This is a genomic window from Planctopirus hydrillae (assembly GCF_001707835.1).
Taxonomy (GTDB): Bacteria; Planctomycetota; Planctomycetia; order Planctomycetales; family Planctomycetaceae; genus Planctopirus; species Planctopirus hydrillae.
The window spans coordinates 60,882-87,053 of sequence record NZ_LYDR01000072.1 but is presented as its reverse complement, the minus strand read 5'-3'; the positions used below and the strand labels follow the sequence as shown (position 1 = coordinate 87,053).

20 protein-coding genes are annotated in these 26,172 nt (G+C 54.7%); 3 read left to right on the top strand and 17 right to left on the bottom strand.

Annotated features, from left to right (window positions below; genetic code table 11):
- Positions 1-515: 515 nt before the first annotated feature.
- Complete coding sequence (locus A6X21_RS10625; RefSeq protein ID WP_068847744.1) at positions 516-1,604, bottom strand: ligase-associated DNA damage response exonuclease; 1,089 nt, start codon at positions 1,602-1,604, stop codon at positions 516-518.
- A gap of 341 nt (positions 1,605-1,945) precedes the next feature.
- The gene (locus A6X21_RS10620; protein WP_068847743.1) at positions 1,946-2,407 is read right to left on the bottom strand and encodes a YidH family protein; all 462 of its coding nucleotides are present in this window, start codon (positions 2,405-2,407) and stop codon (positions 1,946-1,948) included.
- Between the two features lie 225 nt (positions 2,408-2,632).
- Between A6X21_RS10620 and hpt the strand changes: the two genes are divergently transcribed.
- Positions 2,633-3,181, top strand: coding sequence for a hypoxanthine phosphoribosyltransferase (gene hpt / locus A6X21_RS10615; protein ID WP_068847742.1), 549 nt, complete (start codon positions 2,633-2,635; stop codon positions 3,179-3,181).
- Here hpt and A6X21_RS10610 read toward each other — a convergent pair.
- Both A6X21_RS10610 and A6X21_RS10605 read right to left on the bottom strand, forming a co-directional pair.
- Positions 3,164-4,432, bottom strand: coding sequence for a cyanophycinase (locus tag A6X21_RS10610; RefSeq protein ID WP_068847755.1), 1,269 nt, complete (start codon positions 4,430-4,432; stop codon positions 3,164-3,166). The genes hpt and A6X21_RS10610 overlap by 18 nt on opposite strands.
- A gap of 406 nt (positions 4,433-4,838) precedes the next feature.
- Positions 4,839-7,142 carry a hypothetical protein gene (locus A6X21_RS10605; protein WP_068847741.1) on the bottom strand — a complete coding sequence of 768 codons (2,304 nt, stop codon included), beginning with the start codon at positions 7,140-7,142 and terminating at the stop codon, positions 4,839-4,841.
- 329 nt (positions 7,143-7,471) lie between these two features.
- Here A6X21_RS10605 and A6X21_RS10600 point away from each other — a divergent pair, with 329 nt between their 5' ends.
- On the top strand, positions 7,472-9,964 hold the full coding sequence (locus tag A6X21_RS10600) for a hypothetical protein (RefSeq protein ID WP_068847740.1): 2,493 nt from the start codon (positions 7,472-7,474) through the stop codon (positions 9,962-9,964).
- Between the two features lie 861 nt (positions 9,965-10,825).
- On the opposite strand, the gene A6X21_RS10590 is transcribed toward A6X21_RS10600, so the two are convergent.
- The 7 genes from A6X21_RS10590 to groL (A6X21_RS10560) form a co-directional block, all read right to left on the bottom strand.
- Positions 10,826-11,524 carry a S1 family peptidase gene (locus tag A6X21_RS10590; protein WP_131818288.1) on the bottom strand — a complete coding sequence of 233 codons (699 nt, stop codon included), beginning with the start codon at positions 11,522-11,524 and terminating at the stop codon, positions 10,826-10,828.
- A 458-nt stretch (positions 11,525-11,982) separates the two neighbouring features.
- Entirely contained in the window at positions 11,983-12,264 is a 282-nt protein-coding gene (locus tag A6X21_RS10585; protein ID WP_068847737.1) for an FmdB family zinc ribbon protein, read from the bottom strand.
- 258 nt (positions 12,265-12,522) lie between these two features.
- Entirely contained in the window at positions 12,523-13,044 is a 522-nt protein-coding gene (gene grpE, locus A6X21_RS10580; RefSeq protein ID WP_068847736.1) for a nucleotide exchange factor GrpE, read from the bottom strand.
- Positions 13,045-13,200: 156 nt separating this feature from the next.
- The gene (dnaJ, locus tag A6X21_RS10575) at positions 13,201-14,331 is read right to left on the bottom strand and encodes a molecular chaperone DnaJ (protein ID WP_068847754.1); all 1,131 of its coding nucleotides are present in this window, start codon (positions 14,329-14,331) and stop codon (positions 13,201-13,203) included.
- A gap of 213 nt (positions 14,332-14,544) precedes the next feature.
- A complete protein-coding gene (gene groL / locus A6X21_RS10570; protein ID WP_068847735.1) occupies positions 14,545-16,158 on the bottom strand; it encodes a chaperonin GroEL in 1,614 nt (537 codons plus the stop codon).
- A 160-nt stretch (positions 16,159-16,318) separates the two neighbouring features.
- Entirely contained in the window at positions 16,319-16,609 is a 291-nt protein-coding gene (gene groES, locus A6X21_RS10565) for a co-chaperone GroES (protein WP_013111180.1), read from the bottom strand.
- Between the two features lie 146 nt (positions 16,610-16,755).
- Positions 16,756-18,447 carry a chaperonin GroEL gene (gene groL, locus A6X21_RS10560; protein ID WP_068847734.1) on the bottom strand — a complete coding sequence of 564 codons (1,692 nt, stop codon included), beginning with the start codon at positions 18,445-18,447 and terminating at the stop codon, positions 16,756-16,758.
- A gap of 384 nt (positions 18,448-18,831) precedes the next feature.
- On the opposite strand from groL (A6X21_RS10560), the gene A6X21_RS10555 reads away from it, so the two are divergent.
- On the top strand, positions 18,832-19,815 hold the full coding sequence (locus tag A6X21_RS10555) for a sugar phosphate isomerase/epimerase family protein (protein WP_068847733.1): 984 nt from the start codon (positions 18,832-18,834) through the stop codon (positions 19,813-19,815).
- A gap of 13 nt (positions 19,816-19,828) precedes the next feature.
- Here A6X21_RS10555 and A6X21_RS10550 read toward each other — a convergent pair whose 3' ends face one another.
- The 6 genes from A6X21_RS10550 to A6X21_RS10525 all read right to left on the bottom strand — a co-directional run bounded on the left by A6X21_RS10550 (position 19,829) and on the right by A6X21_RS10525 (position 26,005).
- Positions 19,829-20,329, bottom strand: a complete 501-nt coding sequence (locus tag A6X21_RS10550) for a hypothetical protein (protein ID WP_068847732.1) — start codon at positions 20,327-20,329, stop codon at positions 19,829-19,831.
- Positions 20,330-20,591: 262 nt separating this feature from the next.
- Positions 20,592-21,527 carry an alpha/beta hydrolase gene (locus tag A6X21_RS10545; RefSeq protein WP_068847731.1) on the bottom strand — a complete coding sequence of 312 codons (936 nt, stop codon included), beginning with the start codon at positions 21,525-21,527 and terminating at the stop codon, positions 20,592-20,594.
- 126 nt (positions 21,528-21,653) lie between these two features.
- Complete coding sequence (locus A6X21_RS10540) at positions 21,654-22,886, bottom strand: alpha/beta hydrolase family protein (protein WP_240490236.1); 1,233 nt, start codon at positions 22,884-22,886, stop codon at positions 21,654-21,656.
- Positions 22,883-24,205, bottom strand: a complete 1,323-nt coding sequence (locus tag A6X21_RS10535) for a putative sulfate/molybdate transporter (protein ID WP_068847730.1) — start codon at positions 24,203-24,205, stop codon at positions 22,883-22,885. Before A6X21_RS10535 ends, A6X21_RS10540 begins: the two co-directional genes overlap by 4 nt.
- 183 nt (positions 24,206-24,388) lie before the next feature.
- A complete protein-coding gene (locus A6X21_RS10530) occupies positions 24,389-24,790 on the bottom strand; it encodes a carboxypeptidase-like regulatory domain-containing protein (RefSeq protein WP_165603756.1) in 402 nt (133 codons plus the stop codon).
- A 114-nt stretch (positions 24,791-24,904) separates the two neighbouring features.
- Positions 24,905-26,005 (bottom strand): DUF1559 domain-containing protein, encoded by a 1,101-nt coding sequence (locus A6X21_RS10525; protein ID WP_068847728.1) that lies wholly within the window; start codon positions 26,003-26,005, stop codon positions 24,905-24,907.
- Positions 26,006-26,172: the final 167 nt, after the last annotated feature.

Genomic DNA, 26,172 nt, shown 5'->3' with positions numbered 1-26,172 from the left:
GAAGCGGGGGGGTTCGTTCACTCAGCACTTACGTCACCACCAATGGCTATAACCGACCCAACAGCAACATCTTCGTTTGCCCCCAGTTCATGAGGCTTTGATCGTCCCTGGTGAGGACTTTGCTCCTTCTCCCGTTCTGACGGGAGAAGGCCGGGATGAGGGGAACTCGCACGTATTGACCGAGCGATCAAGCCACGACTTCATCGCAGCGTGCTCTTGATTTCTGGCGACGTGCTGACAATTGGCACTCCCGTGGATGCCTCGATGATTGTTGCACATTATTCTGAAAAGACCCTCACCCTGCCCTCTCCCAAGCAGACGCGGGCGAGGGTTCCAGAGTCACACGCATGGCGCGGCTTCTTGTTGTCGTGCAACTGCACGACAACCCGGCCACGAGTTGGCCGGGCCACCCTTGGGTGGCACCTGTGTGCCATGCTTGCTCTGTGCCATGCTTGCAGCTCTGGGCAAGCATGCCTTCGCAACTAACAACGTACCGTCGCTTCCAGGAAACCGACTCAATCCGCCCCCTGTTCATCCGGCCGATCAATTTTTGACTCAGCGTCTTGGGCAGCCTCCTGCACAACAGCGTCTTCTTCACCGGCAACAGGGTCTTCTTCACCGGCAAACTGTGTCTGCAGAGCATCTGCCTGAAGACCTTGCTCTCGCAGCCAGCGGACAAGAATGGCCACCGATCCATGTGTCGCCAGAACCCGTTCACACTGTGTTTCTTGAATGGCCCACAGCAATTCGGGCCAGTCGACATGATCCGACACGACGAAACCACGATCCATCGCCTGCCGCCGACGTGTCCCTCGAATCGTCATCCAGCCCGAAGCAAAAGCCATCGAGACATCGCCAAACTTTCTCAACCAGACCGTTCCCTGCACAGAGGGTGGGGCAATGACAACCCCACGCGACCAGTCAAATCCCTTTGGGTTACCCACCACCTGCTCTGTGGCCGATAACTCAATTCCGCTTTGCCGATAATCGGCAGTGAGCTTCTCAACGGCTCCATGGGTATAAATGGGGCCGATGGATGGATCCAATAATGAGATCAACCGCTGAGCCTTCCCGAGGGCATAACCCAGAAGCACGCTGGTACGACCTGCCGCCTGATTCTCGCGCCACCAGGTATTGATCTCACTGGCGACAACGGCAGGATCGGGCCAGCGATAAATGGGCATGCCGAAGGTCGATTCCGTGACAAAGGTATGGCAACGCACCGGTTCAAACGGCGTGCAGGTTCGATCCGGGAAAACTTTGTAATCACCCGAGACCACCCACACTTCTCCATTGTGTTCCACTCGAACCTGCGACGAACCGAGGATATGACCGGCAGGGTGCAAAGAAACTTTGACTGGCCCCATCGAGAACTCGGTTCCATAGCCCACCGTTTCGATGAGTGCATCCTCTCCCATCCGAGTACGCAGGACATGCAGCCCTTCATTCGCCGTCAGATAAGAGCCCATCCCCCGCCGCGCATGATCTCCATGAGCATGGGTAATGATCGCCTTGGGGACAGCCCGCCAGGGATCGATATAGAAATCACCCACCTCACAATACAGACCTCGATCATTCACAGTCAGCAGGGGTGTTGGAGCCATGCTTTCAATCGATCAATCACAACTCGAAACGTGGGGTTCAACATTTTTTTGGACAGGGTCGCCCGGGCACAATTGCAATCAGGTCACATTAATGGGTGGCAGGGGTCGAATGTCTTCATTCGCCCCCTGGTCAACAGAGTTCGCAAGCACGATTGCACCTGTAACAACCCTTCCCATGATCATTGCCATGAACAACCATCGCACATAACCTGGGGGCAAACGAGGACGTTTGACCCCATCCACACTTCAAATCAGCACACCAGCAAAATTGTACGTACACAGACAGTTCAAATACGCAATGAACACTCTGCCCAGGCATTGTAGCTTCAAAGCGACATGAGTCACCCGAGGATTGGTGTGCTCATCCCTTCCTCTGATAAAGCGGAGACCGCAGGTGACTGGGCCTTCTTGGGTGGCTCGACCTGCTCAGGCGAAGCTTCACCCTGCGAGAGGAGCAGATAAGCCGCCAGCAAAAGCGAAATGAGCGACAGCGCACCGGCCAGAACGAGACCGTAATGGAGGCCCCAGGTTCTCGGCTTTTCCTGAGGTGATAAACTCTTCACGAATCGAAAATGCTGCCATCCCGCAATGGCAAACGTCCAGGCCCCTAAAGCCACCATTCCCAACCCTAACCACGAACCGGCCCCAGGCCTGACAGCCTCCTGCCGGTGCATCAACTGCAGAAAAACTCCAAACCTCGCCAGCACGAAACCCATCCCCACAATCGCCAGTCCCGTGCGAATCCACGCCAGGAGTGTACGCTCGGCTGCAAAGTAAACACGCGGATCTTCACCTTCGGACATTGCTCACCGCCTCTTGATTCCCGGCATGCTCTCTTCACTTCGAGCGATCGAACGACTTTCGAGAAAAGGATTTTCCCGTGAAATCGCACCCACCGCTACAGTACAAACCCAGCACAGCTTAACATCAGTTCAACCACCAAAACGTGCGGGCCCATAGCAGGATTGATACGAGACCCGGGTTGCTTCCAAAACTCAGGCCATCGTCCTTCGAGAAAGTCTTTGTCCATGCAAGTTCTTCTCTCCAAAGCCGAGATTCAACAGCGAGTTCGCGAACTGGGTGCAGAGATTTCTCAAACTTACGCCGGCGAACCACTCACTGTCGTCGCCATCCTGACAGGAAGTGTCATTCTTGTGGCAGATCTCATGCGGGAACTTTCCATCCCTCACGAAGTGGCGTTTGTCCGAGCCAGCAGTTATCGCGGTGCGACCACTTCGGCTCAGGCACTGGTAACAGATCTCATGGGGCTCCCCGATCTCAGCCATCGACACGTGCTGCTTGTGGATGACATTTTCGACACGGGCCGCACCCTGGAGCGAATCTCCAAAGAAGTCCAATTGCTTTCGCCCACCTCGCTGCGCACCCTGGTTCTGCTTTGGAAAACAGCCCGCCGCGATGTCGATCTCAAGCCAGATTACTTCGGGTTTCAGATCCCCGATGAATTTGTGGTGGGCTATGGACTCGACTTCAATGGCCAATATCGCCACCTGCCCGAGATCTGCGTGCTGGATGAAAAATCGGCTTCCGATCTCACCGCATCAGTCGGCAGTGAATGAGGCTTCCGTCACCGGTGCCTGCTGGAAATTCTGATACAACGGGCCTGTCAGCCGGATCGGCTGAATATCCAGGCGGATATTCTCGACTGTGTAGTCATCACCACCAAACGCTTCGGTATACCAGCCGCGACTCCGTTCATCCCGCGAAAATCGGAACTCAAAGCCATCGACCGCTTCGAACCTCGCTCGACCACCATCGAAAGCCAGCCCAATCGCCTCCTGCTGCGTGCTGTCAATGAGTTCGCCCATCAGATCAGCGACCGCCATATTCGCGAGAATGTCATTAAAGAAGAGGCGCCTGCGGTGAGCCGGTCGAAATTCAGGTGAGTTCGGATCGAGAAACTCATCATCCAGCTTCTGCTGCGAAGGGGTCACTTCCATCGTCAACAAGTCAAACCGGTCACCTCGATCCAGATATGTCAGCCTCACATTGGAAAGATTGAATCGTCCCAAGGCTTTTTCTGTCGTGGCCTGGGAGAGATCCATCACCAGTGCTCCTTTATAGCCCAGCACACGGACATCCTTCCCATTCCGCACGACAATGGCCGAGTTCTCATCCACGCCAATCCCGTAACGAATCCCTTCGGAATGCATGGCGACCAGTGAGCGGGCAAATCGTCCGCGAACTAGACAATGCTGCTCAACAAACCACCGCTCATCCAGGAGCCCCAGGCCATTTCCCAGTTCCCGCCCCATAGTGACACCAGTGAGCAATGTATCCAGCACCGAATTGGCCGAGCGGTACATCACTTTGCTCATCACAGCCGCACCAGCGCTCGTTCCTGCGACCACACCTCCCCGGCGGTAAAGGTCATGAATCGCCCCCAGCAGAGGCAATGGTTCTCCATCTTCACCGTGGAGCCCGCGGATAATTCGATCCTGCGAACCACCCAGAATGTAAATTCCACTACTTTCCCGCACGAGTGCCAAAACATCAGGATCGGCTGCTGCTTCGCGCGGCGAACGAGACATCTGCCGCCACGCCACCGGCAGGGTCACCGTCTCTCCTCCAGCGGCCTCAATCGCCTCAGCCACCCATTTCGACTTTCGGATCGGGTCATAAGTCGCGAGAGGCAAAATCGCGATCCGACTTCCCGGACCACCGGAAAGCCGCACGATTTCTTCCCAGTATTCCCGCTGATCGAACCGCTCCGATCCGCCAATGATCATCAGCGAACCCACAGTCTCCGGAATCTTCTCGGCAGCACACAAATCACTCAGATTCGCACTGCACAGAGCCAACAGCAGCATCCAGCAAGCTGTGCAGCTTGCCCAGAATGCAGTGCTGCTCGAGCTCTGCACTGCCAATCGCTCAGAACCGCCACGATTTGTAAAGCTCCAGCCAGAGCGGCACATCCAGGTTTCGCCCTGCAAATTCTGTCGAGATGAGCGGGAAATTTGTCCGAGCATCGCCAACCTCAAGTGAATGGTCTTCCTGACGAAATTCACCAGCAAAACGGTCTCGCCTCTTTAACAATCATACTCCTGATCCCACTCATCTGCCGAGGGGAGTTCCGCATGAATTCTTGTTTCAGGACACGACAACCGGCTCAAAAGATCACATGAGCAACTCTCGGGCCATAAAGAGAATTAAATTGTTTCGAATTTGTCGAACGAGTTTCAGGGGGATGTTTTGCCAACCAGCCCAACCTCCCGATCATTCTCGACTCGATTCACTGGAGGCGGGAGGATTTGAGTTAGCAGGTGGCGATGCCTCGGGAGTTTCCGATTGGGGCGTCTCTGTTTTCGGTGAATCGAGTTTTGGTGCCTCGGCCTTGGGTGTTTCGACCTTCGGTGTCTCACTCTTGGGCAGGTCAGCAGCCGCTGGTTCCACGGGAGTGGCTGGCGCAGCCGCCGGAGCAGAGGCTTCGACCTTTTGCACAGCCGCTGGCGACGATCGACGTTTCGATTCCCCACTCCCCTCGACAGGCACAATCACAGAACCCAAGACGCGCTTGTTCGAATCATCCTGCACCCATGCCACCACCGAAAGCCCTTCCAATAGCAAAGGCTTGATTTCAAACTTCACACTGCGGTTCTGTTCGATTTCGGCAATCCCGTCTTCCAGTCCCTGCTTCAGATCTGCCATCGTCATCGAGGTGGAATACTTGAGCTCGTCTCCCTTAAGGCCCGTCCCTTTGGCACCACCTAACAGTCTGCGGACAACAAAATGATGTTCCACAAGACCGTTCGGAGCGCGAAGTGCAACAGTGTTTTCGACCAGTGCCACTCGCAATCGCAATGGATCACGCTCCTCAGGGAGTGTCTGCGAATCTGCACTGGCAGAAACTGTCAATTCCCCATTCTCAACCTTGGCCTGAGCGGTAACCACAACCTGGGCTTTTTCCTGAAGGGCGGCATCGACTTCTCCACGCAGCCGGGCGTAAGACATCGCTGCATGCTGCAGAATGCCACCCACCCCCGGGACAAATCGACCATCCACAAACAGTGAAGGAGCCGCCTCGCCCTTATAGTAGGAAAATCGATCCTCTCCATCCTGCGTCGTTAATGGATCGGGCGTGGGAATATTCAGGTGATAATGCAGCACAGCGATTGCCGGGATGGGATAAGTCTCGACCAGCGATTCCAGTGCCAGCGATGCTGCTAAGCAGGGTGGGCAACCCACGCCTGTAAACGATTCAATCAGTGGCACATGATGCCCGGCACTGAGTGTCACTGGCGGAATCAGCTTCATCGAATCTTTGCGGAGAGACTCCAACGTCGAGTCGTAGAGCTTTTGCAGCATATCATCGAGGCCATCGATCGCATCGTTATGGCTGCTTTTCCACAGCTTGATCAGACTCTCACGCGGGCCCGGCTGGCCAGCAGGCATACCCTGGCGTGATCGAGCACTGAGAATCATCGCTTCCAACTGCGGCAACGCCACAATACTCGACAGATACTTGATCGCCTCTTCGTTCTGGTTGGTCTTAAGGCTGTACTCAGCCAGTGCATCAAGCAGTTCCGGGTTGTATGGCTCAATCGCCAGGAAGGTCTTCAGATCCTGAGCAGCTTTTTCCGCTTCCGGGCCTTCTTTATCAATCGCCTCCAGCGCCAGCACCATATCCAGTGCCCGGCGGCCAATCTTCAATTGCTCGGCCATCAGTTCATTGGGGTTCAGTTTCTCTGCCGCCGCAAACTGCTCAATCGCCCGATCCGGGAAGAGCCGCTGAATCGTGAGCTGCATGGCCAGATTCACGCGGGCTGTCAGTTCCATACGCGGCCCCCAGATGGCCGCCATGGCCAGATAATCCTTCTCAAAATCGGCGAACTTTTCGGCAGTCCACTTCATATCGCTCATCTGCGACATCTGGGCCAGAATCGCTGTCATCGCTTCAAAACTGACCGGAAGTTGCGGGGCCTGAGTCGCCAATGACCACATATTGGTCACCGGAGCTTTGCTTTCAGAAGCCTGCTTAAACTGCTCAGTTCCAATCGTGGGGAGGGAATTCTTCAACTCTTTGGCAGTTTCCATCTCCGGAGTCACAGGGAACATCCGCACAAAGGCGATCCCGGCAGGTTCAGTGGTCAATGTCCCAAAGAACACACCCTGCTGAAGCTTGCCTTCCAGTAGCGCTTTTTGATTGCCCGCCAGTTGGAGTTCGACCGTCATCTGATCACCGTCGATTTTCGACGACAGAATCGATGCGTTCTGCAGTATCTTGAGATCTTCGAACACCTTCACCTGAGGATCGGCTTTGGGATCAAGATCCCACAACCCCACAATGAAGTCTTTGCGCTGCTCGGTAAAGATCACCATCCAGCGACCATCAAGAACCGTCACTTTTTCCCGCATCTGCACGGCTGGCTTGGGAGCTTCCTCCGCCTTGGCAGCCTCCTTATCAGCATCCGTCACTTCGGCTTTCTTGCCACAGCCAACGAAACTGCACACCACCAGCCCGAGCAGCAGCAGACATGCCCACGGGAAGCTCGACGATGATCGATCAATCGGAAACGACATGCTGAAAGTCCTGCGAAAATTTCCATACAGATCACCCGCAGCTCACAGGCTCTCTGTCATGGTTGCTTGTCATTGAGAACACCAGAATGATAACCGGAACCCCGCTTCTTCGCACATGATCCACTTGCCATAAGTGCTGGCCAATCATGAATTATGGATGAAAAGTGCTCGATCGTCACCTGCCCTAAAAAGTTCTCACACACATATCCGGAAAATTTCTGGCATCATGCGCAAGTGGTTTTCGCACTATACGAAGTGAGGCTCCCTCCAGAGTTGATGCACTCAAAGTGATACGCCCGGTTTGGCCATTTGAAGGGTGAAAATCTGAAATGACGGATCGACAACCCATGATCACTGCCCCATTTCCCTCACCAAGAGCAGTTTCCCGCCACCAGTCGCTCCTTTCCCGACTCACGGGCTGCTTCGAGGTTTTTCAATTCAACAGTTTTGTCGCCTCTCTGCTCTGGAGCTTGTGTCTGGCGGGAATCTGGTCTCCCGGCCCCATGGCCTGGGGACAGTCCAAACCTCCCGGAAATGTCATTCCCACCGATTTCACGCCAAGTGATCAACAGTTGGTCTTCGCCGTCGCTTCCGCCATGCACTCCCATCCCGAACTGTACTTCTACCTCTGCAAAGATCAGAACGGACGTGAGATTGTCCGCCCACTCAAAAACGCCACTCAAAATCCCGGCGGTAAATTCCCCGAGAAACCACCCATTGTCATCCCGGACATCGACTTGAACCGGTTTGGAGCCTTACCCCAGGCCAAGGCCCGCAAATACCTCGAAGACCTCTGTACCCAACACAATAAGCGGCGGGCAGCCGGTGTCGTGGTGGCTCAAGGCCCGGCTCCGCATCTCATGGGCGGCGGCGGTGTCGCACCGGGTGCTTATGTGCCTCCCGATCCCAAACTGATGCCCAAACCTCCCCAGCCCGACCCCGCCACGAAAAACAAAGCACAATCGGCCTATGCCGAACTGGCCAAAGTCCTCTCGAACGATTATTCCCTCGCTGGCAACGATGTCGTCTCCAAAGTTCTCCCCGAAATGATGAGTGCCATCGAAAAGAACAGCAGCGAGCCAGCCCTTCAGAAAGCAGCTCACCATCTCGTCACCTACGACCAGAAAACGAGCAGCCTCCTCGACAAAGCCATTCAGGGCCGCGATCAGTCATTGGCCAGCGCCAAAGCCCAACTCTCCCGGGCCGAACGTGGCGATTACACCCACACAGAAACTTACGAGTACTACGACGAAGGAGCCGGCCGCTGGGTGCAAAAGAACGTTCAAGTCGACGACAACCCGACTGTGGCCTATCTCTCGATGAGCCAGATGCTCATCGCTCAGGGCACGTCGGATGACATGATTCGCAATCGCATCGAGCGGCAGAAGTTCATCATGCTCCAGAAGGCCAAAGCCGCCAGTTGGAAAGAACTCCTCCCCGCGATGGCCGACCGCTTCAGTGGCCAGGTTTCATCGCGGCCTTTAGTCAACGTGCGGTTTGTCGCCGAGGAAAAACCCTATGATCGGTCGTTGCTCGACAACTACTGGCCAACAGGTCTCTCCGAATTCTTCCAGGGCAAATATCTCGCTCGCAATGTCTCTGGCAAAGAGCTGCAGCATGTGACTTTCGCTGTCGATTTCCATCACTTCTCCACACTCCCCCAGCCCACGACCCGGCACGTTTACTACATTCCCCGCTGGAAGCAGGGCGAAGAAGTCGAACTCTCAACCATCCTCTTCCCCGATCTCGTGGGGACTGGCAAACGCTACTACGTCCCCAAGTTTCCTGACGGCCGGGGAATGAACGCCGCCCCCAATCTCGAACTTCCCGATATGTGCGGCGTCGTAAAGCTCACCTTCACTGTCTGGGCCAACGAAGGGAAACAGAACGCGACTTCAATCAGCATTCCCGAACGGCTGCTGAAAATCGTCCCCGTTCTCATCGAAGGTGCTGAGATCACGCTGGCCAGTTCGATGTATCCCTTTGAGGCCGCGAGCGCCACATCCAAAAGTTCCACCACCAAGCCCAAATCTTCCACAAATGGCAAAGACTCCGACAAAAAGGGAACTCCCAAGCCCCCCACTTCCATGGAGGAGCGGGCCCGCGAAACGTTGTCGCTCTACCTCGAACCTCTGCTGACCGAACTCCCCGAGGGCTCGCCATCGGCCCAGAGAATTCGCAAGATTCTCGCCAATCCTCGCGATGTGCGCGAAGAGATTATCAAGAAGCGCAAGACCGATCTGCTGGCAGCTTGCAGGGCCGGCCAACGATATCTGGGCAATTACAGCGACCGTGACCACGAAATCGAAATGGGCCTGCTCTTCGTTGACTGTGATCCCGCTGGTCAGGCGATTCGCGTGGAGCTCTTTGATCCCGAAAAACCCTCTCAAACACGTCCCTGGGGCGGATTTATTTCGCATGACCCACGAAACAACAGCGAGTTCCTGTATTTGGTGCCGCTCGATAAGGCGACAGAACCAACAGCCAGCGCCCGCAATGGGCTACAGGCCGATCCCTTTTCCCCCGATGCGACCAGCTTCATGCTTTCGTTGACGAAAGCCGGAGGCTTCGACGGAAAATTCGAATACCGCGAGAGCTTTGATACTCCGCGCTTCACAGTCCGCGAGCCGTGGCGTACAGTCCGCGTCAAGCCGGCTGCCCAGGAGAGCACTCAACTGGCAGCGGCAACCCAACGGGTGAAAGAGAATCCCCAATGGAAACTCCCCAAACCCCGCCCGATCATCACCACCCGCGGGCCTGCCAACAATCCCACCAATCCAGGCCGCAGCAATCCCACAACCCCCAAAGGCCGCTCCCGGTAGCCAGTAAGTATCAATCACTGGCAATAGGCCCTACAGACCCGCGATCATTTTTTGGGTGGCACGCCCCTGGAGCCCCTGAAAACTAAAACAGTGCGGAAAGGCGTGGTCTTCGCATTTCAACTTCACACTTGATTTCAGGCCGGGTCGCAGGAGTCGGATGCCTTCATCCGTCCCGTGGTCAATTGAGTTGACCAGCACAAATCCATCCGCGAGATGTTTTCCTGCCTTGAAAGCCTCTTCGCCATCAACGATCAGATTCCCAGAACCTGAGGGCGCACGAAGGCGTTTGGCCCCAGCCAAGTAACCGCTGGTAGATGGATCCTCAAACGGATGCGAACTCGCGTTAATCCCGGTTTTCTACCGTCGGAACAGGTGACGGAGAAAAACCTCGCCCGAAGTTGCGTGAAAGAGGGTGATACGGAGCCCAGAGTGAGGGTCACCCCAAGCGATATCGCAAGCGCCTCTATGCTCCTCGGCATGCCAAGCGGTGCTGGATAAATCACGACCCCCGACGTTTAGGAAAACAGCGCGGATCATCTCACACCTAGGAACTCACTCTAACCCTCGCTCTCTCGGCGGACTGGCGATGGAGCAAAGTAGACATGCAAAAGTGCAAAGAGAGTAAAGGAATTGAAAAAACGCAGACTACTTGCAAATCAGGTGACTGCGAGAAATTCATGTCTGTGCGACTTGTCAATTGAAACTGACCTCTTTCCCAACTCCCTCCGTGCAATCTTGGAACGCTTCGTCTGCGGTTTCCGACTTAGCAGTGCGTATTGATGTCGGCAAGACAGTCCGATATCGCATCACCAACGCCTAGGAAGCTTACATGTTGCGAGGTTATTGACAAGCAGGTGTGACTCATGATGCATTTTGTTCAGACACAACAGCGCCGATAGGGTTGGCTCGAATCAACTCAATGGCATACTCAATCGAATAAGCAACAATCACCCCAGTATTGTATTTGTAGCGGAACTCTGTCTCCTCTTCACCTTTGTAAACGTTCTGCCAGTCATATCGGTACCCCGAAACAACGCCTGCTACGCGCGTCGCCCCTAAAGTATTGATTGGTGCGAACACTACTGGGCCTCCTGAAAATCCTGGATTATTGTGCCCATCTAGCAGCATCAACCGCGGGCCCCCGGTGCGAAGATCCAGCATGGATACGCAAGCTTTTTTAACAAGTGGGAGGGGAAACTCGCGATTCAACGGTCCAACTTCAGCGTGCCATCCATACGGAAACCCGAGGAAGTAAACATCTTGGCTAAGCAATAGATCCGACGTTGTGGGTGTCAGTTCTAAGGGTGGCGAGAGCAACATGGAGGTCGCAAGAACTGCTATATCGACGTCATCATTGGTTACCCCTACAATCCGGCACGACAATTCTTGCAAATCTTGACAGTAGTGCACCCGCAAATCTATTTTACCTTCCGTTCGGCCAACAACGTGCTTTGCTGTCACGATGTACTGTCGCCCATCGACATCAATGGTGAAACACGTACCTGACCGGTCTTCACAAGCAATCCGGTAGGTACTTTGCAACGCGCTTTTTGGAACCATTAAAACACCCAACGCCTATTAAAGATTAGAAAGCGGGAGAGTTGGAAGGATTCTAATTGCCTAGATTAACGATTAGTGTATATATTAATAAATGTCAACACGCGTTAAGCGTTCTGTCTACGCCGAAGCAAACCAGTGAATCCGCTTGATGCTTACGAAGTTATAAACTGTGCGCAACTGTTCAATACCAGGTGCGTCGTGAATTTTTCCTAAGAAGTAGAGTCGCTGTGGTTCAACAGTCCGCTTGAGTTAGGCCAATTTGATACGAGTCCACTCCGTTAAGAATGTAAAAATCACTAAGAATACAATGTGGTTCTAGTTTGCTTGGCGATCATCTGAAGCGCGATCAAAAAAATCTTGACATGTGAGATCCTCCTTAGGGGGCTTGCATCGCTGCCTCCAAAGTTGCCAAAAGGACCTTCGAGAGACGAATCACCTTGAGCTGGATTACCGAAGGACTAACCGCCATCGTTGCCCGAAGGCGCTGGCTTATTCTCGCCAGCGGGCTTGGCCGACGACGCCGGTTTGTCCGCTGAAGCGGCTTTTTTATAGCCTTCACTACGATAGTCCGTCAGGTAAAAACCAGAGCCCTTAAACAGCAGGCCGCCACCTGCACTGATCAGTCGGCGGGCTTTCTTTTTATTGCACGAAGGGCACTTCTTCGTCGGTTCGGCCTTGATCGACTGGAACTCTTCCCAGCGATGATCGCAAGCATCACAAGCGTATTCGTAGGTGGGCATGATGATTCCCGATCACTGTCTGACGCGAAATATAAGAAAACGCCGGTCAAGTGGAACCGGCACTACTATCGTCTATATGGTGCTTGGCGGCGGGTGGCTGGGGTCAAACGTCCTCGTTTGCCCCTAGGTCACCGGATATCAATCGCTTCTTGAAGTCGCTAACTAAAACATCATCCGTGCAAATCATTCACGATGTCGTGAGGCCTGAGGGCGGATGAAGACATCCGACCCCAGTCACCATTTCTAATTTTTTGGCCTTTAACCAGCAGCAGGAGCTGAAGAGACAATCACCTTGGCAGGTCGAATGACCCGATCGTGGAGCGTAAAGCCGCGCTCGACTTCCTGGATGACAGTCATCGGTGGATAGTCCGCACTGGGAGCCTGGGTAATCGCTTCATGTCGATTCGGGTCAAAGGGTTCACCCACAGTCGGAATGACCACAGCGCCCATGCCCGCAAAGAGCGTCTCAAACTGCTGGCTGACCATCTCGACCCCTTTGACGAGATCTTCCAGCTTCGCCGCAGGAGATTTGCCCGCCTGAATTGCCCGCTGCAGATTATCAAATCCCGGCAGCACGGTTCGCAGGAAGGTAGCAGCGCCATACTTCCGCTCTTCTTCCGCTTCCTTCTGCACACGCCGGCGGTAGTTCTCGAGATCTGCGACCGAACGCGCCCACTTCTCCTTGAACTGATCCCGCTCTTCCGTCAGAGCCTGCACCATGTTCACAGAAGTCGAACTTTCAGTCGTCTCGGCGGTGTTCTCAGGGTTCTCGGTATTCACGGTTCCCGCACCTTATGTTCTGGCAAACCCCTTGTTCTGCCATATCCATGTTCTGGCAAATCCAGGGGGTTCACTCGATGATCAATTCTTTAAGCCCAGTTCCATCTCCAGGCAAGCCACATCTCAATCTGAAGGAATACGATAACCAATCTGCCGCTACGAATTGCTGTCGCCACCCGCAAACAGATCTTTGATCGTCTCAAAGAAGGTTTTTCGATGAGGCGAGACCTGCTTGCTATCGAGTTCGGCCATTTGTCTCAGCAACTCTTCATGCTTCTTGGAGAGCTTTTTGGGGACTTCCACCTGCACTTCGACCAGCAGATCGCCTCGCTGACCGGAATGCGGATCGGGCATGCCGTGGCCACGAATTCGAATCACGTCTCCAGGCTGCGTTCCTGCCGGAACCACCAGATTGTGCTTCCCGGTGAGGATCGGGATTTCCAGTTCGGTCCCCAGGCAGGCTTGTGCGTATGTGACCGGCAGACGAAATCCCAGATCCCGCCCCATCCGTTCAAAGAGCTTATGTTTACGCACGACGATATCGACATAGAGATCGCCCGGAGGCCCGCCTCCTTCGCCCGGCTCCCCTTCGCCACGAATGCAGAGCTGCATGTCGTTATCGACACCAGCGGGAACCTTGACTTCCAGCCGCACCTTTGTCGGTGTGAATCGCGAACCCCGGCACGTCTCGCACTTCTGCCGGACGACAGTCCCTTCCCCACGGCAGACAGGACACGTCGTCTGAACGCGGAAGAACCCCTGCGACTGCACAACCTGCCCACGCCCGCCGCAATACTCACATTTCTCGGGTGAACTGCCAGGTGCTGCACCAGAACCACTGCAGGTTTTGCAGCGTTCGTGCTTCTCGATCTCGAGTTCGCGGGCACAACCGACAGCCGCTTCGACAAGATCGATGACCAGTTTTGACCGGAGGTCCGATCCTCGGCGGCCACGGCTTCCACCAGGCCTGCGCCGACCACCGCCGCCAAACATATCACCAAACAAGTCGCCAAAGGCCCCGAAGATGTCATCGACATCCTGGAAGCCACCACTACCGCCTTGCACACCGGCATGACCATAGCGGTCGTAGCGGGCGCGCTTATCCGAATCGTACAGCACCTCGAAAGCTTCGGAGCATTCTTTAAAGGCGTAGATCGCCTCTTCACTCCCCGGATTGCGATCCGGGTGATGCTTCGCCGCCAGCTTGCGATAAGCTTTTTTCAGCTCTTCGGCTGTCGCTGTTTTTTCGACACCCAGAATTTCGTAATAGTCACGTTTCGAAGTCATCATGTCTTATCGGTCAGATGAATCGAGGCTTCGGTCCGCTACAAAAGCTTTGGAGCATGACCGAAGATTTGAACAACTCGGATCCTGGCAAGCCTCAGGTCATTCGCCATTTGATACGGTAAGCCCGACCTCTAACGAAGTCGGGCTTACCTCAGTATCATTGATCAATCCATTTCAGGAATGGTTCATTCGCAGTCGAGCCTTGAGCCTCGATTAGCGAACAGCCCCTTCGATGGCATTCTTCTTTTCACCAGGCTCGTTCCCCTTGGTCACAAGGACCTGAGTGGTGAGCATCAGACCGGCAATCGAAGAAGCAAATCGCAAAGCGCTCTTCACCACCTTGGCAGGATCAACAATCCCGGCCTTGAACATGTCGACATACTCGCCAGTCTGGGCATTGAAACCATGGTTCTTGCCGAGGCTGCGAACTTCGTCAGCCACGACGGCTCCATCCAGACCACAGTTGGCGACAATCTGGCGGATCGGGGCTTCGAGTGCCTTGGTGACAATCTCAACACCAATCTTTTCGTCGCCTTTGGCCTTCACTTCACTGACAGCTTCAATCGCTCGCAGCAAAGCCACACCACCGCCGGGGAGAATCCCTTCTTCAACAGCAGCGCGAGTCGCATGCAGGGCGTCTTCCAGACGAGCCTTGGTCTGCTTCATCTCAGCTTCAGTGGTTGCACCGACCGAGATGATCGCCACACCGCCGGTGAGCTTCGCCAGTCGCTCCTGGAACTTCTCACGATCGTATTCGCTATCGGTCTGTTCGATCTGCTTGCGGATCTGATCGACACGAGTCTTGATCGCTTCGGCATCGCCGGCACCATCGATCAGCGTGGTCTTGTCCTTGTCGACTTCGACCCGCTTGACCTGACCCAGATGACCGAGTTCGACAGTTTCGAGCTTGATCCCGAGGTCTTCGGAAATGAGCGTGCCACCCGTGAGGACAGCCATATCACCGAGCATCGCCTTGCGACGATCGCCAAAGCCAGGGGCCTTCACAGCAGCAATCTGCAGAATCCCGCGGAGCTTGTTGACCACCAGTGCAGTCAACGCTTCGCCATCCACATCTTCGGCAACCACCAGCAGTGGCCGTCCGGTCTGGGCCACCTTCTCCAGCAGAGGCACGAATTCCCGCAGGCTGGAAATCTTCTTTTCGTAGAAGAGAACATAGGCGTTCTCAAGAATCACCTTCATCTCTTCGGCACTGGTGACGAAGTAAGGCGAAATGTAACCCTTATCGAACTGCATCCCCTCGGCAAGATCGAGAGTGATGTTGTTCCCCTTGCCTTCTTCAACAGTAATCACACCATCGCGACCCACCTTCTCCATGGCGTCGGCAATGAGATCGCCAATCGCCTTGTCGTTATTGGCAGAAATCGCTCCCACCTGGGAAATTTCCTGCTTGGTAGCGACAGGCTTGGCCAGCTCTTCGATTGCCTTAATGGCAGCATCGACAGCCTTTTCGATCCCCTTACGCACGACTGTCGGGTTCGCACCCAGCGAAAGACTGCGCAGACCCTGCGAATAAATCGCACGAGCCAGCACGGTCGCCGTGGTGGTTCCATCGCCAGCGATATCACTCGTCTTGGAAGCCACTTCGTTGACCAGCTTGGCACCCATGTGCTCGAACGGGTCTTCCAGTTCAACTTCCTTACTGACAGTCACACCGTCCTTGGTCACCACAGGGTTACCAAAGCTCTTGTCGATGATGACATTGCGACCTGTCGGCCCCATGGTAACCGCAACAGCCTGGGCAAGGGTGTCCACGCCGCGCTGCAGCTTAACCCGGGCGAGATCTTCAAACAGCAGTTGTTTAGCCACAGAAGAAATTCCTTATTGAGAAGCCGCAGCAGTGATTCAGGCGGCGAACTATCAATTCAATTTGAAGAGAAAACACAGAAAAAGATCAGCCAGTTTCATCGAAGCGCTGGCAGGTCAATCGAGCCGAGAAACCTGCCAGGCTTCGAATGCTGATGTCGCACTAGGCAGTGATCTTGGCGAGGATGTCGGCTTCGCGGAGGATCTTGACATCTTCACCATCAACTTCGATTTCTGTACCGCCGTACTTGGCGAACAGAACTTCGTCCCCCACCACCAGCGAAATCGGATGACGCTCACCGTTGTCGAGCAGGCGGCCTGGGCCCACTGCGACAACCTTGCCACGCTGTGGCTTTTCCTTGGCAGCATCGGGCAGAACAATCCCGCCAGCAGTCTTCTCTTCAGCACTCAAAGGCTGCACCACAACACGATCATCCAGAGGCTTCAGGGCCATCGATATTCTCCTCTTATTGAAAAGCTTTGAATCCAGCTTGTTTGTTTGAAAATTGTCTCGGCTCACCAGCAGTCAGCGGATCTCCGAGAACCCGAAAGACATTCAGCAACAGGCAGCGATAACACCGCAGGGAGGCCAGACTTCGTTTAGAAGCCGCCCATGCCCATGCCGCCCATACCACCCATTCCCATGCCACCCATTCCGCCCATGCCACCCATGTCGTGGTCATGATCGTGCCCGCCACCCTTTTCAGGGGCCTTGGGCTCTTCGACGATAATTGAGTCAGTGGTCAGAAGGAGCGAGGCGACGCTGGCACCATTCTGCAGTGCACTGCGGACAACCTTGGCAGGATCCACAACCCCGAATTCGAACATGTCGCCATAACGCTCGTTGAGAGCATCGTAACCGTGCGACTTATCCTTCGACTTGCGAACGTGATTGGCCACGACCGAACCATCGAGGCCGGCATTCTCAGCAATCGTTCGCAAAGGCATTTCAAGAACACTGCGAATCAGATCGACGCCCAGCTTTTCATCGCCCTTAACGTCGAGCTTTTCGAGAACGCCGTTGCAGCGGACAAGAGCAACTCCACCACCAGGAACGATCCCTTCTTCAATTGCTGCACGGGTGGCAGCCAGGGCATCGTCGATGAGGTCCTTACGCTCTTTCATCTCGGTTTCGGTGTGGGCACCCACGCGAATCTGAGCCACGCCACCGGCGATCTTGGCCAATCGCTCCTGCAGCTTTTCACGATCGTAATCGCTGTCCGTCTTTTCGATTTCACGGCGGATCAGTTCAGCACGACCTTCAATCGCCGTCTTGCTGCCAGCACCCTGCACGATTGTCGTGTTTTCGCTGTCGATGCGAACCTTCTTAGCTACACCCAGATCACTCAACTCGACGTTCTCGAGCTTCAGACCCAGATCCTTGAAGATTGCTTTGCCACCCGTAAGGATCGCAATGTCTTCCAGCATCGCCTTGCGGCGGTCGCCATAACCAGGCGCCTTCACTGCACAAACACGGAGAATGCCGCGAAGCTTGTTCACGACCAGTGTGGCCAGTGCTTCACCTTCAACATCTTCGGCAATGATGAGCAGTTGCAGATTGGCCTTCGAGATCTTCTCGAGCAGCGGAACCATCGTCTTGGCACTGCTGATCTTCTCTTCGAAAATCAGAATGCGGCAGTTATCCAGCTCAACCACCTGGTCATCGGCGTTGGTCACGAAGTGTGGCGAAAGGTAGCCGCGATCGAATTGCATCCCTTCGACCAGATCGACTTCCGTCTCGACGCCGCGGCCTTCTTCGACAGTGATCACACCGTCTTTACCAACCTTGAGCAGTGCATCCGCCAGAATCTTGCCGACCTCTTTGTCATTATTGCCAGCAATAGCTGCGACAGTCTCGATCCCCTTGCGGTCATCAGCCTTGACGGGCTTGGCAATCCGCTTGAGTTCAGCACCCACAGCTTCCACAGCCTTCTGAATCCCGCGGCTCATCGCCACAGGATCAGCACCTGAAGCCAGGTAACGCAGACCATTGCGGTAAACGGCTTCGGCCAGCACTGTGGCTGTCGTCGTGCCATCGCCCGCACTGTCGCCAGTCTTCGAGGCAGCTTCCTTAACGAGCTGTGCCCCCATGTTCTCGAACTTGTCTTCGAGATCAATGTCCTGAGCGACGGTCACACCGTCCTTCGTGACCTTGGGTGAACCCCACCCCTTATCCAGAACCGCATTGCGGCCACGAGGCCCGAGCGTGCTCTTGACCGCGCGAGCCAACTTGGAGACACCCTCCAAGAGACTTTGCCGCGCTTCCTCGTCGAAACTAATTAGCTTGGCCACAGTTACTCCTCAATCAGCAAGTGCGTCTTATGTCGATTCAGGTCACTGGGAGCCGCCCTTCTGGCGATTGTCACTTCCCAGCTCACCATCGCGCAACTCCCAAACAAACTTGCGGCAGGCAGGCAAACCTCCCACCGTCGTACGCCCTCTACGCAAAGCATTTCGCGTGCCCATAACAGATATTTCGACGCAACATGTTTTCACAAATAGCTTTGCGACCCATGCCGCTGGAGTCAGGAAATTTGAGATATCTGCCAAACTGGCAGAATCGAGGCGTCCAGCGAGTTTCAGACTGTCAGAAAAGCGGTGACTTCTGCCAAACTTGACAGCACAATAGGAAACTGCAGACTCCCCAAGACACCTTTGCCCCGGAAGAGATGCTCCATGATTCACCGACGCCACTACCTGAAATCTCTGCTGACCGGAGGAGTCGCCTGCCTGCTGAATCTGAACACATCGCCCACGCCGAACTTCGGCCACCTTTCCTCGAAGCCTGCCGCAGGGAGCGAACTGGCATTACCCGCAAAGCTGCAAACCGGCTTCAGCCTGTATGGAGTCACCGACCAGCCTTTGACCGCCGCTCTCCAGCAGATTGCCGAAACCGGATACGGGGGCATTGAACTTCCGCTCTTGCCGGGTGGCTTGTTCGATCCCCTCAAGCTGTCGGCTGTCGACTGCCAGGTGATCCGCTCACAGATCGAAGCCGAATCTCTCGACCTGCAGGCTGTCATGGAGAACCTGCCCCTCTTGAACCAGAACCTCTCCGCCGCAGATGACGAGCAGCGTCTGAAGCGAGCCTTCCATGTCTCACGCAAAGTTTCTCCTGAGACACAGCCATTGCTGGAAACGATTCTCGGCGGCAAGCCGGGAGATTGGCCGCGACTTAAGAACTTCGCGATCGATCAGTTGGGCCGCTGGGCAGAACTTGCGAAATCGGAAGACGCCGTGATCGCAATCAAACCCCATATTTCGAACGCACTCCAGCGACCCGACGACATTGCCGCAGTCTTCGACGAAATTCGCAACCCCTGTTTACGATTGGCCTTTGACTACAGTCACCTCGAACGACAGCGCATTCCCATCGATGTCGCTGTCAGAACCCTGGCCCGTTATTCGGTCTTTGTCCATGTGAAAGATAATGTCCCGGCAGGAACCGGCTGGCAATTCGCCCTCCCCGGCCAGGGAGTAACCGATTACGCGATGTTGTTCACCTCACTCAAAGAAGCCGGCTATCGCGGACCAATCTGCGTCGAAGTCTCCAGCCAGGTCTTCTCAAAACCAGGCTTCAGCAGCAAAGAAGCCATCACCAACACCTGGACCGCCTTAAGACCCGCCTTCGAAAAAGCGGGAATCATTACCGTAGCGTGAATCGCATAAGCATCTAAGCGACAACTTGCGTCACAACGTTCGGCACACTCTGATTGCGTGAGCTTTTGAGTGCCAGCACAGTGACGACCAGAAAAGCAACCAGTAATGCCAGTTGAGCCAGGGCAAAGGGAAGCTCTGTTTGTGTCGGAGCAAGAGCCTTTAAGAACGGGATCTTCAAAAACATCTGCACGATCAGTACGAACAGATTGAGATAGAAGGCGATGAGTGCATTCACTCGATAAGTCGCACGCCAGCGACCAGCTTCATGCTTCACATAACGAGCCAACAGCGCCAGGCCTAACACCACCAGCGAAATGATGCCGAACGCATGCGACGGCAAGAAGCGGTCGGCAGGCAGCAGAAAGCCGGACACACTGGTCGCAATCGTCGTGGCCAGAAAGAGGGCGTTCCACCCCTTCTGCAAACGATTGCTCAGAAATCCTTGAGCAACGACAAACCCTGCGACAACTCCCACCAGACTGATCCCGACATGAAAGACAAGCATAACAGACATGATTTATCCATTCTCCAGGAACGACTGGTCTCAGGTGATCAAAAGGAACCTGAATCATGACCTGTCATTCGTCATGCATGGATAACCACGCCCGGACAAACTTCTTTCATTCGGGTTGACCACCTGCACCCAGCCAACGGGAACCGGGGCCATCCATCGCAGTGGAATCGTTGATTTCCAGCTTGAATACTGGCAGTTCTCTCTGTCAGAGGTTTTTCATATCGCCGCGATAGCGCCCGTCATTTTGGCGAGAACAACTCAACTATGGTGTTTTCACCTTCAAGTGATGCTTGAAGAAATCAAAGATATTGGGCCGCACCACATCCGGAGCCCCTGGATAGCTGAACTCGCACTCCACTCCCTCCGCACGCAATTTCTCTGTCAGCTTGACACTCCAGTTGGCGGAATGCGGCGGATCGTTCTGAGCTTGACCCATCTCGGGTGGAGCACCATAAAACAGGTAAGTGGGAGGGTCATCACGAGTCGCCAGCGAGTAAGGCGAGTTCTTCTGAATAAAGGGCAAGAGCTCCTCCCGCTGCTTGAGAAATTGCTCCTGGTTATAGATCCCAAAGGCGTGATATCCATAGTTATTGTTCGGGATCCATTCGCGTGCCAGGCTCAGATCGAGTGTCGTCTGTGGCACAAACGCCATAACACAGGTGACCCGCGTCGATTCCCGTTGCACCGGGTTCTCACTTTTTGGATCAGCCATGTCATCGTGATAGGCCAGCCACAACGCACTGAAACCACCAGCCGAGGCACCACATAACGCGATACGCTGTTTATCAATCTTCCAGGCCTGTGCCTGACTCCGGGTGAATTGCAGCGCTCGAGCCGCATCTTCCAAAGGAGCCTTAACGGGTGGCTTGATCCCACCGGCAACTCCATCCTTTATATACCGGTAATTGATCGAGACGACAGAGACACCGGATTTCAAGGCCAGTTCGAGAAAATCGGGCCGGGCCTTGTCACCGACATTCCAGCCACCACTATGTATAAAAAACAAGACGGGAAAGGTCTCAGTCAGTTCCACTGGCTGTTCACCTGCCAGCGGTGAATGAGCCTGATAGAAATCCAGAACCTGCCGCTCGTGCGGCCCATATCGCACATTTGCATAGGTCGGGAGGATCTCTGCCGCTCCTGAGGGAAGCCCAAGACCACATAGCAGAATCATCAAGGCTATTAGACGAAAACACATCCTGAACTCATTTCTTGAAAGACCTCAACTTAAGCCTGCTCATTGAGCAGAATACGCCCTCTGGCAGAACCAGGATTTATAACAGAATCACTGATACAGACGCCTTTAAAGACTCCGATGCGTCCGTTAGCGCGAAAGTCCCTGGAGATGTTGATCCACAAACCTCCAGGCGCTGGCGTCGTGAAACTCGTGACCCCCTTCAAACACGAGATGCTCGAAGTTTGTCTTCTTCCCCAGTTTTTCGTAGTAGCTCGCCGAGCGTGGCGCCATCTCGATTCCAGCCTCCCGGTGGTGAACTCCATCCTTTTTCCCGGCCTGAATATGGAGCGGGCGAGGTGCAATCAAAGCGACGAGATCGTCATCTCGAAACAGCGAAAAGCGATCCATGAAGCAGAAATCACTCGGAACAGACAGCTCGTTTTCTCGATACCGGCTTTCCTGCACGCCGTAGTAGCAACTCGAAGCTGCGACGTGAATTCGAGGCTCAAGTGCCGTCGTAACGAGTGTATAGAAACCTCCGTACGACAGCCCGACCATCGCCACTCGCGTGGGATCAACTTCAGGACGCTGGAGCAGAACATCGAGACTGCGTGTGATTTTCGCGATCTCGACAGCCGTAATGCTCGTCCCCTGATGCCTGAGCCGATTGTCGATCTGGCGGCGGATATCGGCCGGATAAGCATCCGCCTTAAAAAGATGCTGCGGTGCAAAGACCGCATAACCGCGCTTAACACCACCACGCACCATATCGTGGTAGTTGGCTCCCCCCTTGAAAAGTGCCACTTCGGGCGAGCCACCGCCACCGTGCATGGCGATCACCAGTGGTGCCGGTTTGGTCACATTCTTGGGCGTAATGTAAAGACCTTCCGCATGCACCTCGGGCAGGACGGGGATGATAGCGCGGTAGTAGATGCCGATTGCATCTTCCCCAATCTTCTCAAATTGAGCTGGCTCTGCAGGCACTGCTCCCGGAGGGGGATATCCGATCGATTGAGCAAAGGCGCGGCGATAAGGCTCGACTGAAGCCTGATACTTCTCAATCGAGGTATAGTCAGGCGTGAGAATCTGCTGCAGCCGCGATGCGTCAGATTTCAAATGTGCGATATAGCGCTCAAGCTCGGCTGCCTGGGCATTTCTCAGTGGATTCGAAGCTGCGACATCCTGCTCGAAGTAGACCGGCTTCTGCTCACTCAAGGGAGCCGCTGCTGCCGGAGCATTCGAAGTCGCCGCCGGGTTCGTTTGCCCGCTGGCGGCCGTGGCCAACAATCCACAGCAGCACAACGTCAGTAATCCCATCGAGCGATAGCGAAACGAATTGAAGCGGTTCATCTTGATACGGTTCATCTTGATACAGTTCATCGTTGAATCCCTGCAGCATGGTTCACAGTGGCAGAATCAGAGGAGTCTGGAGTTGATCCGCTGGTATCAGTTGTCGGAAGAGGTGTCACTGTCGAGTGAACATCTTCACCACGATCTTCCAGCCGAAACCAGCCGAGCTTCAGGCAATAGGCCATCGCCAGGCCCAGCACAAAACCAATGGCAATGTTGTTGAGGCCCAGACAGGCTCCCGTCGTCAGCAGCATCGTAAAGGCATCACTGCGGCTGGTTTGATCACGACAGACCAGAGCCAGCTCCATGCCACTGAAGGCCAGCATCACTCCCAGGACACTCTGGGGAAAGGACTGGCAAATCGCCATCAGCGACGCCCCCAGGGTGATCGCCAGCACGATTTTGACAGCCCCCAGAAACAGTATGGAACCATTGGTCCTGGCACCAAAGCGGTACTGGCCTGCCAACCCTCCGGCTCCATGACACATCGGCATGCCACCAAACCAGCAGGCCACCAGATTCATCATGCCGACACTGATGGAAACTTTGCGCGGATCGGCAGCACGCGTGGGAAAAAGATCGACCGAAAGAGCACAGACCGCAATCACCGAATTCAGCGTCGTCAGTGGAATCTGTGGCAGAGCGGCTTTCGGGAATGCCGTGACAAAATCATGAAACGCAATGGGCGACCAGGCAGGAAATGTCAGGCCCCATCCAAGACTCTGCCAGATCGCTGGTTGATGGATCACCGTAATCAGCATCCCGATTCCAAACAGCAATAATGCAGCAGGAATTCGTCGCGAGAAGAACAGCAGCAGCACAATCACGGCACAGCACAGGCCCGTGAGATAGCTATCCAGTCCCCACCATTGCCGGGTGGCAGAAACCATCTGCATCCCCTTCATCAGAAGAGTCAGACCCAGTGCCAGTTGCAGACCACGCACCACAGAGCGGGGCACGATCCGATTGAGCCAGTTGATCCCGCCGGATAAGCCCAGCACGAGAATCATCAGACTGACTGTCGCTCCCGCCGCGAGAATCTGGGGCGTCGTGAGCCCTTCTGTCAGAGCGACAGCCGCAATGGCTTTCATGGGCTGAACCGCCATGGGGATCGAGAACGTCAGCCCCGTCACAATGTTGAACAAGCCGGCAAAGAAGAGTGCCGAGGCGAAGTTCAAACCATTCTGTGCCGACATCCCGACCAGCAGCGGCAGAAATGTCCCCAGATCCCCCAGCGAACCCGCAATCTCATGCCGATTGAAACGGGCATGACGCAGGGTCTGTGGAACAAGTTGCCACCACGTTCTTCGTGAAGGAGCTGTCTTTGCGAGAGGTTCCATCGTCCACATCAGATTGCTTCCGCCAGTTGGAACCTGGCCACGCGGATCGACGAATTGATTTCATGACCTGCCAGATCGTGTCCACCGAGAATCTGCTTATCAGGCTAATCCCGATGGCAGCAATTCTCCAGACCTTCCTCGCTGGAAACGATGTCAACCTGACGTGTGGAAATGGCAGTTCTCAGAAACTGTTTAAGGGATCGTGAACTGAAAAGAGTTCTCACCCGTGACCACTTCGACCTCTTCAGGAACCAGATACGGCGCCGGTGGAGGGAGTGGCGCTGCATCGGGATTGCTGCTCGATGCGATTGCAGGAAACTCAATGGTGACTCGATGCTTCCCCAAAGTGGCACCGGGTTGATTGGCTACATAGAGCAGAGTAAATGATCCATCACTCGCTGTTGTTGCCGCAGAGGGTCGACCTTTGGCCACCGGAGAGAACGTCACATTCGCGTTCTCCATCGGAGCCCCATTTTTCGAAACGCGACCAGATACTGGTGCCAGCGTGGGAGTTGGTGCGCCACCACACCCCCCAAGGAACATCGCACCGATCATCACGACCAGAAATTGGCACCGCAGGGAGGCACTGAACATTGACAGTTTCCGACATAAAAAGTGCTTGAGAACATATCCAAAATAAAAAACAGCTCCGGCAAGGTGCCCACTGATGGGCACCGCCAGGAGCATCGAAAGGGATTCAAACGTGATCTAGAACTCACCGACAATGGCGGAATCACTTTTGCCCATCAGAGCCATGAAGGTGCCATTAAAGTCAATGTTCTGAGACAGGAAGCGAACGCCACCGTCACCTAACAGGACATGAGCTCCACCTGTATGGGCCGAACGGAGTGCTCCGTTATTGGAAATGGAAAGGCAACGCTGCCAGCCCGAGTTCGTGGTGTCATTGATAGGAGCCATCGGGATCGCAATGTTGAAGGTCACTTCGTTCGTAAAGTTTCCAGCGCCGACAAAGCGGCCTGATGACAGCATCCCGCCGGAGAAAACACCTGTCGTCGCTCCATAACCACACGATGAGTTATAGGCATAGCCAGAGGCTTCAAAACCGGGACGAACATCCCATTGACTGCCATTCGAAGCCCGGAAGAAATCGGAAACTTCACCCGCCATCACAGTATTCGATGTCCCGTCGATCACATCTGCAAAACGCACAGGGCCACGTCCACTCCAGGTTGTGCCAGTCGTCCCCACCACCTGAGTGATCATGCCTGAATCATTTTTGTAACCATTGGCCCAGAACGAAGGCGAAGTAATCGTCGATGTTCCCGGCACAAAGTAAGCCCCCGAAATGCCTACATAGTCGGCAATCTGAAAGGGGTACGTCGCCGGCGCACCAGCCGTGGTCGATCCAGAACTGGCAGTCGCGGTGTAAGTTGTCGGCAAAGGACTGCTGGGGCAATTCACACCTGGAACTCGCAACGACGAGACAATGCGCCAGTTGAGATTCGGCCCACCAGCGGATCGATTGTCAAAATCAGTCCCCGAAAAAGTGAGCGAGTTGAAGGCTGCCGCCTGATCGATCTGCGGAAGAATGGCACAGAGCCAAGAGCGGGATGTCCACGACTGCGAGTCGCGACGAAGGTTCGACGGCAGACAACCAAAAACGTCGGCATAGTTGTGAACCGCCAGGCCCAGTTGCTTCAGGTTATTGCGGCACTGCGTCCTGCGAGCCGCCTCGCGAGCCTGCTGAACAGCGGGCAGAAGAAGCGCGATCAAGATCGCGATAATCGCAATCACCACCAGCAATTCAATCAACGTAAAACCACGGCGAAGACCAGCTTCAGACCTCATTCTCAAACTCCAGCTTCGGGAAAATGGGAAAAAACAACAAATTGATTTTGGCTGCAAAGAACATGCCGACATGCACTTTGTATCCATAATCAAATTATTGAACAAGTTGAACACCCCCAACATCCGAGTTTCACAAGTTCCACAACACATTATTTCATTTGATCTTA

Excerpts from the sequence above, each read along its gene's own strand:
- A6X21_RS10625 (WP_068847744.1), bottom strand. The coding sequence starts at position 1,604 with ATGGCTCCAACACCCCTGCTGACTGTGAATGATCGAGGTCTGTATTGT.
- A6X21_RS10620 (WP_068847743.1), bottom strand. The coding sequence starts at position 2,407 with ATGTCCGAAGGTGAAGATCCGCGTGTTTACTTTGCAGCCGAGCGTACA.
- A6X21_RS10555 (WP_068847733.1), top strand. The coding sequence starts at position 18,832 with ATGATTCACCGACGCCACTACCTGAAATCTCTGCTGACCGGAGGAGTC.
- A6X21_RS10530 (WP_165603756.1), bottom strand. The coding sequence starts at position 24,790 with ATGTTCAGTGCCTCCCTGCGGTGCCAATTTCTGGTCGTGATGATCGGT.
- A6X21_RS10610 (WP_068847755.1), bottom strand. The coding sequence starts at position 4,432 with ATGCTGCTGTTGGCTCTGTGCAGTGCGAATCTGAGTGATTTGTGTGCT.
- dnaJ (WP_068847754.1), bottom strand. The coding sequence starts at position 14,331 with ATGACTTCGAAACGTGACTATTACGAAATTCTGGGTGTCGAAAAAACA.
- A6X21_RS10525 (WP_068847728.1), bottom strand. The coding sequence starts at position 26,005 with ATGAGGTCTGAAGCTGGTCTTCGCCGTGGTTTTACGTTGATTGAATTG.
- A6X21_RS10590 (WP_131818288.1), bottom strand. The coding sequence starts at position 11,524 with ATGGTTCCAAAAAGCGCGTTGCAAAGTACCTACCGGATTGCTTGTGAA.
- A6X21_RS10585 (WP_068847737.1), bottom strand. The coding sequence starts at position 12,264 with ATGCCCACCTACGAATACGCTTGTGATGCTTGCGATCATCGCTGGGAA.
- A6X21_RS10605 (WP_068847741.1), bottom strand. The coding sequence starts at position 7,142 with ATGTCGTTTCCGATTGATCGATCATCGTCGAGCTTCCCGTGGGCATGT.
- A6X21_RS10540 (WP_240490236.1), bottom strand. The coding sequence starts at position 22,886 with ATGAACTGTATCAAGATGAACCGTATCAAGATGAACCGCTTCAATTCG.
- A6X21_RS10535 (WP_068847730.1), bottom strand. The coding sequence starts at position 24,205 with ATGTGGACGATGGAACCTCTCGCAAAGACAGCTCCTTCACGAAGAACG.
- groES (WP_013111180.1), bottom strand. The coding sequence starts at position 16,609 with ATGGCCCTGAAGCCTCTGGATGATCGTGTTGTGGTGCAGCCTTTGAGT.
- A6X21_RS10600 (WP_068847740.1), top strand. The coding sequence starts at position 7,472 with ATGACGGATCGACAACCCATGATCACTGCCCCATTTCCCTCACCAAGA.
- hpt (WP_068847742.1), top strand. The coding sequence starts at position 2,633 with ATGCAAGTTCTTCTCTCCAAAGCCGAGATTCAACAGCGAGTTCGCGAA.
- A6X21_RS10545 (WP_068847731.1), bottom strand. The coding sequence starts at position 21,527 with ATGTGTTTTCGTCTAATAGCCTTGATGATTCTGCTATGTGGTCTTGGG.
- A6X21_RS10550 (WP_068847732.1), bottom strand. The coding sequence starts at position 20,329 with ATGTCTGTTATGCTTGTCTTTCATGTCGGGATCAGTCTGGTGGGAGTT.